Source organism: Streptococcus parasanguinis, from assembly GCF_019929185.1.
Taxonomy (GTDB): Bacteria; Bacillota; Bacilli; order Lactobacillales; family Streptococcaceae; genus Streptococcus; species Streptococcus parasanguinis_O.
In genome coordinates this window covers 1-11,822 of record NZ_JAHZPC010000009.1, presented here as the reverse complement: position 1 = coordinate 11,822, position 11,822 = coordinate 1, and the positions used below count along the sequence as shown (strand labels likewise).

Annotated in this window: 12 protein-coding genes and 18 tRNA genes; all 30 read right to left on the bottom strand. The window is 40.8% G+C overall.

Annotation, left to right across the window (positions count from 1 at the left end; all coding sequences use genetic code 11):
* Positions 1-47: 47 nt before the first annotated feature.
* The 30 genes from purC to K1I56_RS06400 all read right to left on the bottom strand — a co-directional run bounded on the left by purC (position 48) and on the right by K1I56_RS06400 (position 11,711).
* Complete coding sequence (purC, locus tag K1I56_RS06545; RefSeq protein WP_070594691.1) at positions 48-755, bottom strand: phosphoribosylaminoimidazolesuccinocarboxamide synthase; 708 nt, start codon at positions 753-755, stop codon at positions 48-50.
* 150 nt (positions 756-905) lie between these two features.
* Complete coding sequence (locus K1I56_RS06540; RefSeq protein ID WP_021154192.1) at positions 906-1,154, bottom strand: acyl carrier protein; 249 nt, start codon at positions 1,152-1,154, stop codon at positions 906-908.
* 3 nt (positions 1,155-1,157) lie between these two features.
* Entirely contained in the window at positions 1,158-2,153 is a 996-nt protein-coding gene (plsX, locus tag K1I56_RS06535; protein WP_223325571.1) for a phosphate acyltransferase PlsX, read from the bottom strand.
* The gene (gene recO / locus K1I56_RS06530) at positions 2,150-2,929 is read right to left on the bottom strand and encodes a DNA repair protein RecO (RefSeq protein ID WP_223325570.1); all 780 of its coding nucleotides are present in this window, start codon (positions 2,927-2,929) and stop codon (positions 2,150-2,152) included. The genes plsX and recO overlap by 4 nt, the downstream gene beginning before the upstream one ends.
* Entirely contained in the window at positions 2,913-4,094 is a 1,182-nt protein-coding gene (locus tag K1I56_RS06525) for a pyridoxal phosphate-dependent aminotransferase (protein WP_223325569.1), read from the bottom strand. Before K1I56_RS06525 ends, recO begins: the two co-directional genes overlap by 17 nt.
* A gap of 154 nt (positions 4,095-4,248) precedes the next feature.
* Complete coding sequence (gene srtB / locus K1I56_RS06520; protein ID WP_223325568.1) at positions 4,249-5,097, bottom strand: class B sortase, LPKTxAVK-specific; 849 nt, start codon at positions 5,095-5,097, stop codon at positions 4,249-4,251.
* An 89-nt stretch (positions 5,098-5,186) separates the two neighbouring features.
* On the bottom strand, positions 5,187-5,807 hold the full coding sequence (gene abpA, locus K1I56_RS06515) for an amylase-binding adhesin AbpA (RefSeq protein WP_223325567.1): 621 nt from the start codon (positions 5,805-5,807) through the stop codon (positions 5,187-5,189).
* A gap of 222 nt (positions 5,808-6,029) precedes the next feature.
* On the bottom strand, positions 6,030-6,170 hold the full coding sequence (locus K1I56_RS06510; RefSeq protein ID WP_176744607.1) for a hypothetical protein: 141 nt from the start codon (positions 6,168-6,170) through the stop codon (positions 6,030-6,032).
* Between the two features lie 48 nt (positions 6,171-6,218).
* A complete protein-coding gene (locus tag K1I56_RS06505; protein ID WP_003002322.1) occupies positions 6,219-7,193 on the bottom strand; it encodes a ribose-phosphate diphosphokinase in 975 nt (324 codons plus the stop codon).
* Between the two features lie 178 nt (positions 7,194-7,371).
* Complete coding sequence (pcsB, locus tag K1I56_RS06500; RefSeq protein ID WP_223325566.1) at positions 7,372-8,613, bottom strand: peptidoglycan hydrolase PcsB; 1,242 nt, start codon at positions 8,611-8,613, stop codon at positions 7,372-7,374.
* A gap of 93 nt (positions 8,614-8,706) precedes the next feature.
* The gene (mreD, locus tag K1I56_RS06495; protein ID WP_195529594.1) at positions 8,707-9,207 is read right to left on the bottom strand and encodes a rod shape-determining protein MreD; all 501 of its coding nucleotides are present in this window, start codon (positions 9,205-9,207) and stop codon (positions 8,707-8,709) included.
* Between the two features lies 1 nt (position 9,208).
* A complete protein-coding gene (mreC, locus tag K1I56_RS06490; protein ID WP_195529595.1) occupies positions 9,209-10,027 on the bottom strand; it encodes a rod shape-determining protein MreC in 819 nt (272 codons plus the stop codon).
* 62 nt (positions 10,028-10,089) lie between these two features.
* A tRNA-Ser gene (locus tag K1I56_RS06485) sits at positions 10,090-10,177 on the bottom strand.
* 4 nt (positions 10,178-10,181) lie between these two features.
* Positions 10,182-10,255: transfer RNA gene (locus K1I56_RS06480), tRNA-Ile, on the bottom strand.
* A 33-nt stretch (positions 10,256-10,288) separates the two neighbouring features.
* Positions 10,289-10,359: transfer RNA gene (locus tag K1I56_RS06475), tRNA-Gly, on the bottom strand.
* Positions 10,360-10,375: 16 nt separating this feature from the next.
* A tRNA-Phe gene (locus K1I56_RS06470) sits at positions 10,376-10,448 on the bottom strand.
* Positions 10,449-10,451: 3 nt separating this feature from the next.
* Positions 10,452-10,525 (bottom strand) — tRNA-Met (locus tag K1I56_RS06465).
* A 9-nt stretch (positions 10,526-10,534) separates the two neighbouring features.
* Positions 10,535-10,624, bottom strand: a tRNA-Ser gene (locus tag K1I56_RS06460).
* 10 nt (positions 10,625-10,634) lie between these two features.
* A tRNA-Ile gene (locus tag K1I56_RS06455) sits at positions 10,635-10,708 on the bottom strand.
* Positions 10,709-10,724: 16 nt separating this feature from the next.
* Positions 10,725-10,798 (bottom strand) — tRNA-Met (locus K1I56_RS06450).
* A 6-nt stretch (positions 10,799-10,804) separates the two neighbouring features.
* Positions 10,805-10,878, bottom strand: a tRNA-Pro gene (locus tag K1I56_RS06445).
* A gap of 19 nt (positions 10,879-10,897) precedes the next feature.
* Positions 10,898-10,971 (bottom strand) — tRNA-Arg (locus K1I56_RS06440).
* A 36-nt stretch (positions 10,972-11,007) separates the two neighbouring features.
* Positions 11,008-11,081: transfer RNA gene (locus K1I56_RS06435), tRNA-Arg, on the bottom strand.
* A gap of 19 nt (positions 11,082-11,100) precedes the next feature.
* Positions 11,101-11,186 (bottom strand) — tRNA-Leu (locus tag K1I56_RS06430).
* Between the two features lie 7 nt (positions 11,187-11,193).
* Positions 11,194-11,265, bottom strand: a tRNA-Gly gene (locus K1I56_RS06425).
* Positions 11,266-11,288: 23 nt separating this feature from the next.
* Positions 11,289-11,361 (bottom strand) — tRNA-Thr (locus K1I56_RS06420).
* A gap of 17 nt (positions 11,362-11,378) precedes the next feature.
* Positions 11,379-11,460, bottom strand: a tRNA-Leu gene (locus tag K1I56_RS06415).
* A gap of 6 nt (positions 11,461-11,466) precedes the next feature.
* Positions 11,467-11,539 (bottom strand) — tRNA-Lys (locus K1I56_RS06410).
* 24 nt (positions 11,540-11,563) lie between these two features.
* Positions 11,564-11,636, bottom strand: a tRNA-Asp gene (locus K1I56_RS06405).
* Between the two features lie 2 nt (positions 11,637-11,638).
* Positions 11,639-11,711: transfer RNA gene (locus K1I56_RS06400), tRNA-Val, on the bottom strand.
* Positions 11,712-11,822 lie beyond the last annotated feature (111 nt).

Here is an 11,822-nt window from a genome sequence, read left to right as displayed (position 1 = left end):
CTATTCAAAAATGCTCTTGAAGACGAAGGTTTTCCGTTTCAACCAAATTATTTCAAGTCTTGCAACTTCTCTAACACAACCTTATATACATCCGTTAGGCTACCCAAATCTCTACGGAAAACATCCTTGTCCATATGGTGCCCTTCAGCATCCCAAAGGCGGCAATTATCTGGAGAGAATTCATCTGCCAAGATGATCTTGCCATCCTTATCAAAACCAAATTCCAATTTGAAATCAATCAAGCGAAGACCAATTTGTGCAAACCAATCCTTCAACAATTCATTGATGCGACGTGTTTCTTCCTTGATATAGGCAATTTGCTCATCATTGGCAATATCCAAGAACTTCACATGCTCATCATTGATGAATGGGTCATCCAAATCATCGTTCTTGTAGTAAAATTCAACGATTGGAGTTTTCAAGTCCAAACCTTCTTCCACGCCAAAACGTTTAGAGAAAGAACCCGCAGTCACATTACGAAGAACCACCTCCAAAGGAATAATTTTTACTTTCTTGTTGAGTTGTTCTGTGTCAGAAATACGTTCGATAAAGTGAGTAGCTACACCCGCAGCATTCAATTTTTCAAAAATAAGAGACGAAATCTGATTATTTAGCACACCTTTTCCCTTAATAGTCTCCTTACGAGCCCCATTAAGCATGGTTGCCTGGTCCTTATAGACCGACTTAATCACATTTTCGTCCTCAGTAGTATAGATATCCTTAGCTTTTCCAGTATAAATCAGTTGATTGGTCATGACTTTGTTCGCCTTTCGTATTTTATCACCTTCATTCTATCACATACAAAGTGTATTTTCAATAAAATTCCGTACAATATAAGCAGAATCCGAATAAAAAGGACAGAAAAAAAGATCATCCAGAATAATCTCTGAACGATCCCTTTTTCATTAGTGACCAGCAGTTCGTTTTTCGATATAGTCGACAACATCCCCTACTGTGTTAAATTCATCAATAGCCTTGTCCGGAATCTCAATTTGGTATTCATCCTCAAGATTGATAATAAATTCCATCAATTCAACAGAATCCGCCTGTAAATCCTTACGTAAGTCAGATTCCAAAGATACTTGAAAGTCTGGACCCTTGCGATCTTTGAGAAATTCCTCAATTGTAACTAAAATTTCGTTTTGTTTACTCATACATTACCCTTCCTTCGATAATTCCTTCACTGATTTTCCAACAACATCTGTCTCTAACATGGTCCGAATCTGACGAATCGTGCTATAGACAGCTTTGGCATCACTCGAACCATGCGTTTTAACAACAGGTGCTTGAAGACCAAACAAGACCGCTCCTCCAACATCTGAGAAATCCAAGGTTTGCTTCAATGATTTCAAACGGTCCTTGAGCAGAAAAGCTCCTAATTTCGCCTTCCAGTTTCCTGTGGCAATTGCTTGTTTCAATTGCTTCAAGATCCCAAAAGCCGTTCCTTCCATCGTTTTCAAGACAGCGTTTCCCGTGAAACCATCCGCCACAACGACATCAGCAACGCCATCCATCAAGTCACGCGCTTCCACGTTTCCAACAAAATGAATCGACTCATCCTCAGATAACAATTGGTAGGTTTCCTTGCGCAAAGGATCTCCCTTACTAGCTTCTGTCCCATTGTTCAATAGACCCACGCGCGGTTTTTGAATCCCACGAACGTTTTCCGCATAGTAAGACCCCATCACAGCATACTGATGCAAGTGCTCTGGTGTATTTTCCGCATTGGCACCTAAGTCCAACATGTCATACCCGCGACCATCAACTGTCGGAAGTGTGGACATCAATCCAGGGCGTTCCACCCCTTTGATACGGCCAACAATAAAGAAGCCTGCTGCCAACAAAGCACCTGTATTCCCTGCAGAAAGCATGGCATCGACCTCACCAGCCTTCACATCCTTGGCAGCCAAGACCATAGAGGCCTGTTTCTTCCGACGAATAGCACGTGCCGGCTCATCATCTGAATCGATTTTTTCCTCCGTATGAACAATTGATACACGCTCTGTAGCGGTTAAATAGTTTTTAATTTTTGCCTCATCACCATACAAGACAATCTCAATATCATCAAAATCACGAATAGCTTGATTCACACCTTCTACCAAGGCTTGAGGTGCATTATCGCCCCCCATTGCATCTACTGCAATTTTTTTCATGTTTCACCTCCAGATGAATCTTTCATAATCGCTCCCCAATCACTCAAGGAATCGATAAACTTTTTAGCTTTTAAATGGATCCCTACATACTCCTCATACAACTGATCGATTGCCTGACGTAGAGCTACTTTCATATCCGCTTGTAGGGAAATCGTCTCTAACTCACTGAATCGTACTGCTTGAAACTGATCCAATAAATAGAGAACATTCGGATGCCAGTGGGCACGTCTCTCATCCAGATCATAATGATCCGGACAAAGGACCCCACTATAGCGAAAAGAGTAATCAAAAGGAAGTCCAACCCGATGACAGAAACAGCATTCATGCAGATTCAAGACAACTCCAAATCGTGATAGAATCTGAATCTCAAAAATATTGGTTAAAACCTCATAATCCAGTCCCTCTTCCATCAAAGACAAGGTCTTTTCCAAAAAAGCAAACAGGGCCGGATCCACCTGATTATCCTGAATACTTGCATCTGCAAGCGCCAGAACATAGGTCGCATAAGAAAGGGCAAAAAGATCTGCATTAATTTTCTTATAAATCTGCACATCTTGAAAATCATCAATATAACTCAACCCATCATCATTGATTTTCAACAACATATCTGCCGTTACCAAAGGTTGCAACATGGGATTCAACCGTGATTTTCCCGCATGTTTCACAAAAAACATCCGCTTCCCTGACTTCTCTGTGAAGATTTTGACCAGCTTGTCATCCTCACGAAACTCCCGATTATACAGGACAATTCCCCGGGTCTCAATTGACTCCAGCATGTTCTTCCATATACTCCTTCAAGCGTTTCATAGCTTCCTTGATAACCTCCATGCTGGCTGCATACGACAAACGCACATAGCCTTCACCATATTGACCAAAAGCAGCACCAGGAATGAAAGCAACCGCTTTTTCACGCGCAAAATCCTGCAAGAAAGCAAAGGAATCTTGATTATAACCAGCTGGGATTTTAGCAAAAATATAAAAAGCTCCATCTGGCTTAATCATCTCAAACCCAAGCGCGGACATCTGTTCAATAATATAATCGCGACGCTTCACATATTCCTTCTTCATCGGCTCCGCATCATCCCGACCTTCCGTCAAAGCTTCGATCGCAGCATACTGGTTCATGGTTCCAGCAGCCGTAACCAAATATTGATGGCTCTTGATGAGTTGGGCTGTCAATGCAGCAGGCGCAAAGATAAAACCAAGCCGCCAGCCTGTCATGGCATGAGACTTAGATAAGCCATTAATAACAACGGTCTGTTCAGGAATGAAGGAGGCCATTGAGACATGCGCTTCTCCAGTATAAGTCAACTCTGAATAGACTTCATCACAAATCACAAAGACTGCATAATTTTTTAAGACAGCAGCCAATTCCGCCATCTGTTCGCGCGAATAAGTAACACCCGTTGGATTAGCTGGATAATTGAGAATAACAGCCTTCAATTTTTCACCCTGCTCTAGAATCGCCTTTTCCAACTTTTCAGGAGTCAAGACAAAACGATCTGCTGTCGTATCAATTTCGACAACATCTGCTCCCACCAAATTTATAATCGGCTCATAACCAGGGTAGGCCGGTGCTGGAAGAAGTACTACATCTCCAGGTTCCAAGATTGCTGTCAAGGTGGCAGATAGGGCTTCAGTCGCACCGATCGTCACTAATATCTCATCTTCAGGACGGTAGTAAATACCATATTTATCAGCCACAAACTGACTCGCAGCCTCACGCAAAGCCAGCAAACCACTCATCCCAGTGTAATGGCTAAAATTCGCATCAATGGCAGCCTTTCCTGCTTCTTTTACATGTTCAGGAGTTGTAAAATCCGGTTCCCCCAAAGTCAAACGCAAGACACCAGGAATGGAAGAAATTGATTGATCGAACTGACGAATCAAAGAAACTTCGATCCGATTCAGATTTTTATTAAAACGTTTCGTTAAATCCATAGAACACCTCCAAAACACTTATATTCATTATACTATAAATAGGACCCCATCGCAAAAGAACAAGCCAGATCCCCACCTTTTGCTTACCACCAAAGGACATTTCAAAAATCCTTCCATGAAAAAAAGACTTAGCAATGCTAAGTCTTTCAAGCCATTATTGTTGACCACGTGTTGCCACATATTTCAATTGATCCGCATGTTTTGCTACAAAATCCTTCATTTCTGAATCAGGAATTCGACGAAGGTAGAGGTTAGAACGAATCGTTTCATCCTCTTCACGACAAGTTGACAATACTAAATACTTATCAGATGCTTTGATCTTGATATTAGGATTCTTCGTACGAGCTGACTCATAGATATTCTTCAACTGAGTGGTGAAATCTTTATCATCTTTAAAGCTTGTACGGTAGAAAGCAGTATCCTCAGGGACAATAACCAAGCCCATTACTTCATAGTAGTATTTCCGCTCTGGTGTCTCAATCACAACATACGGATGTTGGTCCAAATACTCTTGTTTGTCATAGTAGTTGACATCGTTAAACATACGGTGATCGCCGACCTTACTACCACGAGCATGACCAAACAGCCAAGTCAAACGATCACTGAAGTCTTTCTTGTTGTCCATATCCATGAAGACTGTCCCCATGTATGGTTCATTTCCACCATCAAACGTCTTATTCAAATAAGTTTCATTATCAGTGGTTTGTACAACAGGTTCATCCAACTCAGTACCCGGTGCATAGACATAAGCAATTGTCTCAGGGTTAACAGCTGCTAACTGAGCAAAACGATTTTTCAAGTAATCTTTTTCTTCTTGACTTGGTTCATATTTAGTTTCTTGCTTGGTTGAACTTGTTCCAGTTGTTTTTTTAGCCGTGCTAGATGACTTAGTTCCTCCAAATGGATTAAAGAAAATAAATCCAGCAACAAGAACAACAACTGCAACAAGAGCAGCAATCACAAGACCCAATTTAGTTGAACTTTTTTTCCCAGCTCTTTTCATTTAGTTGATCTCCTTTTGATAATTTTTTCTAAAAAATAACACTGAACCCGAAGGTCCAGTGATATTTTACGAGCTAATTAATCACCAAATTATTTAACTGCGCTTGTTTTTGGAAGAGCTTTACCAGCTTGTTTTGAACCAGCTTTACCAGCTTCTGCTTTTTTAGCTGCTTCTTCTGCTTTAGCTGCGTCAGCTTTAGCTGCATCTGCTTTAGCTGCGTCTGCGTTAGCTTGTTCTGGATTAATTCCATGTTCTTTCAAGTAACGAGCGTTAGCTTGTTCTGGAGTTTCATTCAAGATATAGTAACGGCCTTCAGCTTTCTTAGCTGTGTTTTGAACAGTTTGGAATTTTTGTACATATACGTTACGTACTTTTAAGAATGCATTGTTATATGCTTCATCGTATGCTGCTTTAATTGCAGTATACTTGTGGTCTCCACCTTCAACTGCATCCAAAGCTGCTTTAGCTGCTACTACCGCTGGATCTTGAGCTGCTTCAGCTTGGATTTCTCCCATGTGACCGTTAAGGTATTCTTCAACTGTACGAGCACTTACAAATTCAGATTGATCATAGTATTTTGAAGCGACGTCAGTATCTTGAGGTCCTCTAGGATTGTTAGCTCCACCGTTGACTCCACCTTCGGCAAGAACTGGTGCTGCTGCAGCAAATACTGCAAGAGCTGCTACTGATGATAATAAAACTTTTTTCATTGTTTTATCTCCTTTTTTCTTTTCAAAAATTATTCGTTACTTCGTAACTATGACTAGTATACTAGGATATTCTGCCTATGTCAAGACTTTTTCCATTTTTTTTTTAAAAAAGTTTAAGCTTTTGATCCATTTGAGATATAGAACTACGGATTTAAAACCATCTTGGAAAGACACTTTATTCATATATAAAAATGTATTTAAAAAATAGAAATCTTTTCTATCCTATTTTACCACCCCATTTTTTGGCAATCGTTTCTTGGGCAAACTAGGATCAGCCTTTGCTTCTAGTTCTTTAGCTGCTCGAACTAGTTTTTTCCTTTTCTTTTCTTTTTTTAGATTTTCCAACCATTTTCTGATTTCCATTTGTATTTCCTCCTATACAAAAGAGGCTGGTCTCCAGCCTCCTTATTATTAACATTTTTTGGCATTTCCGATTTCAAATAGAGGGGAAAGAGGACGATTTTCATGAATGCGAACAATAGCCTCAGCTAGAAGTTTCGCAATCGAAATTTGCTCAATTTTGTCAATCAAACGATCCTCCGATAGATAAATCGTATCCAATACGACCAACTTCTTAATGGCTGATTTTTGGATGTTATCCATCGCTGGACCTGATAAAACAGGGTGAGTGCAGCTCGCATAGACTTCAACAGCACCTGCTTCTGCAAGGGCATCCGCGGCATGACAGATTGTACCAGCTGTATCAATCATATCATCAATCAAAATACAAGTCTTGCCTTCAACACTCCCAATGATATTCATCACTTCACTCGTATTCATCTTATCAACACTTCGACGTTTATCAATAATCGCAATCGGTGTCTTCAAAAATTCAGCTAATTTCCGAGCACGAGTCACCCCACCATGGTCTGGACTGACAACAACATAGTCTTTTCCAATCATCCCGCGACGTTCAAAATAGTCGGCGATCAGAGGCGCACCCATCAAGTGGTCAACGGGAATATCAAAGAAACCTTGAATTTGAGCAGCGTGCAAATCAATTGTCAACAGACGATCAACTCCAGCAACCTCAAGCATATTGGCTACTAACTTAGAAGTAATTGGTTCACGAGCCCGAGCTTTCCGGTCTTGACGAGCATAGCCGTAATATGGCATCACCACATTAATGGATTGCGCACTAGCCCGTTTCAACGCATCTACCATAATCAAAATTTCCATTAGATTATCGTTAACCGGTGAGCTAGTGGATTGCAAAATATAAACATCTTTCCCACGGATTGATTCTTCAATATTAACCTGAATTTCTCCATCAGAAAATTGACGAACCGTTGACTTTCCAAGCGGTAGTCCCATTTCTCGAGACACACGTTGAGCCAATTCTTGATTTGACGACAAAGCAAAGAGCATTAAATCAGAAAATGACATGATTTCCTCCAGTAAAATCTAAAACCATATTGTACAGTCAGCACAAATTTCTCCTGTAATCATTTTATCGCTTTTTAAGCAAATATTCAAATATTAATTTATGGAAATTACAAAATCTATCACTACCTAAATTCTATCAAAAAAGAAGCAGAACAAATGTTCTGCTTCAGTATAATTCTTAGTTTGGATAGATATAAGTAACAGTACCTTGTGCTGTTGTTGGGTTAAACCAACCACGGTAGTTACCAATACTACGGATACCATTATAGTTAGACTCAGAAACTTGGATGCTTGTTGTAGATTGAACGGCTGTAACAACTGCTACGTGTCCATATCCACCATCATTCCAACATGCAATGGCACCAACTTGTGGTTGAGATCCTGTACGGAATCCTGCTGCTGCTGCACTTGCTGCCCATTGTCCACCATTACCCCAGTAATCACCGGCCCATGGAGCCAATGTCTTCGCACCCCATGTACATTCACCAACTGGATAAGATGATGCAGATGTACTATAAGTTGGACGAGAAGTAGTTGCTACTGGTGCAGCCGCTGCTTGAGTTTGAACAGCAGGTTGAGCTGCTGCTTGAGTTTGTGCCGCCGCTGGTGTTGCAGCAGGTGTTTGAGCCGCTGCCTGAACTTGTGCTTGAAGAGTTGTATTAGCAGAAGCTTTTACAGCTGCTTGTTGCTCTTTTTGTTTTGCACGGTAAGCTGCTTCAGCTGCTGCCGCTGCTGCTGCTGCTTTTTCAGCTTCAGCTTTCTGTTGCAACAAAGCATTCTTTTCGTTTTCAGCAGTTGATTTTTCAGCAGCCAAGTTCAATTGTGCTACTTTCAACTCAGCTTCTTTTGTTGACAAAGCTTGCGCATCATCTTCTAATTGCTGTTTGTTTGCAATGACAGTATTGATAGCATCGTTGTTTTCTTTTTGTTTTTGTGCAATATCTTCTTTATCACGTTTTTGCTCTTGCAACATTTTGTTGTTAGCATCTGCAATTTCATTCATAGCAGAAATACGTGAGATAGCTTCTGTCAAAGATCCAGAGCTAACAATCGCATTAATATAGCTTGTTGCAGTCCCAGTTGTTTGAGCACTACGTGCTTGATTTGCAAGTGATTCTTGACGAGCAACAATATTTTTTGACAACTCATCGATCTCAGCTGACAATCGTTCAGATTCTTCATTCAAACGATCATTTTCAGCTTGAAGAATTTCTTGTTGTTTTTTAATTTCAGATACTTGACCTTGAATTTGATCTACCTGAGCTTGTGCGCTTTGTTGTTGTTGATTAATACTATTGATTTTGTTATCTTGAGCAGCAATCTTATCATCTGTTGAATCAGCTGATACACCAGCTACGACAGCACCTTGTGATAAAGCAACTGTACTCAATAAGATTGTGGCAAATAATTTTTTCTTCATTAGATAAATTTTCCCTTTCTAATAAGACACTAACTAGTATAACAAATTTTTTGAAATTTTATATTACGCTATTGTTACATTTTTATTGCGAGTTTATAAATAAATCTTTTCAAGTAAAGGCTGTAATACTAATAATAGAAGTACATTCAAAATTAAACTTGGGGAAATTTGGTAAATAATTAGTGTAATCCAGTTAAATTTTATACCGATAAAAAGAACCAAAAGAAGGTTTGTTAAAATCTGAAATAATAGAATCGTTAATAAAAATGTAAAAAAACGAGTCAATCGATTGACTAAAATAATCTGATTACACCGATAAAAAATCACCTGAAGTAAAGGAAATACTAGGAAGGCAATTCCTAGAGTGTGTAAAAAATACACATCAAAACAAAAACCAAAGAAGACTCCCCACCAAATACTAGCTATCTCAGAGAAATAGAGACTCAATAACATAAAACCATATAGAAATAAAAATGAAGTAGGTTCAAAGGAGTTTGGACAAAAACGAGAAATAAGAAGAGAGATCTGCCCGTCAACAAATAAAGATAAGAATAAGATTAAAGGGAAAAAATGGTACTTACGTATGACTTTCACACTACTCTCCGATCAATAGTACATAACGATTGACATCTAAATTAGCCTTTGGTTTCACACGAATTTCTTGCCCTAACTGATCAGATGCCTTTTGAGTAGAAGTCACTGTACCAAGAGGTAAGTCACTACTCTTATATTTTCCTAAACCACTTGTTGAAACCAGAGATCCTTTTTTAATTTCAACTGGATCTCCAATTTGCAACAACCGAAACTCACCCGTCTTCTCATCATAACCATTTAATAAGGCAAAAATAGATTGACCTTGACTCTCAATTTTAAACGTCAGGTGTTGTGAAGAAATAGTATCTTCGACTAATAATTTTACTTTACTAGAATGTTTCTCTATACTTTCTACCACACCAATGACGCCACCAGACGAAAGAACAAACATAGAATCAGAAATTCCATCTGAACTACCTTTATCAATAACAAATTCCTGATCCCACGAACCATAATTACGGTCAATAATCTCACTAACGACTTGTTTAGAACCCGATACAGAATTCTTGATTGACATCAAATCCTTTAATTCTCTATTTTCTGATTCCAAACGGTTAAGTTTTGACTGGTCTATATCCTTTTGATAAAGACGTGATTTTAACGAACGGTTTTCATCATTTAATTCAGATAAATTCTTTAAATCCTTTGCCTTAGATTCCACAAAAACAAATGGTACCGATACTGTCTTATCAACAATAGCTAATAGATCAGAAGATTTTAAAACAATCGAAGTTCTAACAGATGGAAAAAGAAATAAAATTCCTGAAACAGTTAAAACAAACACAAAACTAAAAATTTTAAAGAATCGATTCAAGAACATAGACAAAACCTTCAAAAATATAAAAAATAGTTTGAGATGACATCTCAAACTTCGAAATTATACGGAGAATGGGGGATTCGAACCCCCGCGCCAGTTACCCGACCTAACGATTTAGCAAACCGTCCTCTTCAGCCTCTTGAGTAATTCTCCAAAATGGGCACGAGTGGACTCGAACCACCGACCTCACGCTTATCAGGCGTGCGCTCTAACCACCTGAGCTACGCGCCCAAGTTAAAAACTTGGTAATGAATCTATGTTCAAAGCGGGTGACGAGAATCGAACTCGCGACAACAGCTTGGAAGGCTGTAGTTTTACCACTAAACTACACCCGCTTATTATTAAAAGAAATGGCGCGAGACGGAATCGAACCGCCGACACATGGAGCTTCAATCCATTGCTCTACCAACTGAGCTACCGAGCCAAATTGCGGGAGCAGGATTTGAACCTACGACCTTCGGGTTATGAGCCCGACGAGCTACCGAGCTGCTCCATCCCGCGTTAATATTAAGGAGGATGTGGGATTCGAACCCACGCACGCTTTTACACGCCTGACGGTTTTCAAGACCGTTCCCTTCAGCCGGACTTGGGTAATCCTCCAAGATAATAATGGACCTTGTAGGACTTGAACCTACGACCACTCGGTTATGAGCCGAGAGCTCTAACCAGCTGAGCTAAAGGTCCAACAAGATCAACAATATAGCGGCGAAGGGGATCGAACCCCCGACCTCCCGGGTATGAACCGGACGCTCTAGCCAGCTGAGCTACACCGCCATAATATCGGGAAGACAGGATTCGAACCTGCGACACCTTGGTCCCAAACCAAGTACTCTACCAAGCTGAGCTACTTCCCGATCTAAAGCTACCGCTTTATGCACCCTAGAGGAGTCGAACCTCTAACCGCCTGATTCGTAGTCAGGTACTCTATCCAGTTGAGCTAAGGGTGCTCGTTCCTATTCAATTATTACATAGCCTTGCGACCATGCACCCTAGAGGAGTCGAACCTCTAACCGCCTGATTCGTAGTCAGGTACTCTATCCAGTTGAGCTAAGGGTGCTTCTTTCAACCTTTGTCTATGCCGAGGACCGGAATCGAACCGGTACGATCGTTACCAATCGCAGGATTTTAAGTCCTGTGCGTCTGCCAGTTCCGCCACCCCGGCCTCCTCAAGCGAACGACGGGATTCGAACCCGCGACCCCCACCTTGGCAAGGTGGTGTTCTACCACTGAACTACGTTCGCATTGCTTTCTTTATATAAAAAAATGCCGGCTACATGACTTGAACACGCGACCCTCTGATTACAAATCAGATGCTCTACCAACTGAGCTAAGCCGGCTCATTATTATTCTTCTATGCGGGTTAAGGGACTTGAACCCCCACGCCGTAAAGCGCCAGATCCTAAATCTGGTGCGTCTGCCAATTCCGCCAAACCCGCAAAATATGACCCGTACTGGGCTCGAACCAGTGACCCATTGATTAAAAGTCAATTGCTCTACCAACTGAGCTAACGAGTCTTAAAATAATTTTCATTATCTTAACGGTCCCGACGGGAATCGAACCCGCGATCTTCGCCGTGACAGGGCGACGTGATAACCGCTACACTACGGGACCTATGGGAGTTAACGGGATCGAACCGCTGACCCTCTGCTTGTAAGGCAGATGCTCTCCCAGCTGAGCTAAACTCCCAAATGAGCCTAGTATCTACTAGGCTCAATCTCTTGCTAAGCGACTACCTTATCTCACAGGGGGCAACCCCCAACTACTTCCGGCGTTCTAGGGCTTAACTGCTGTGTTCGG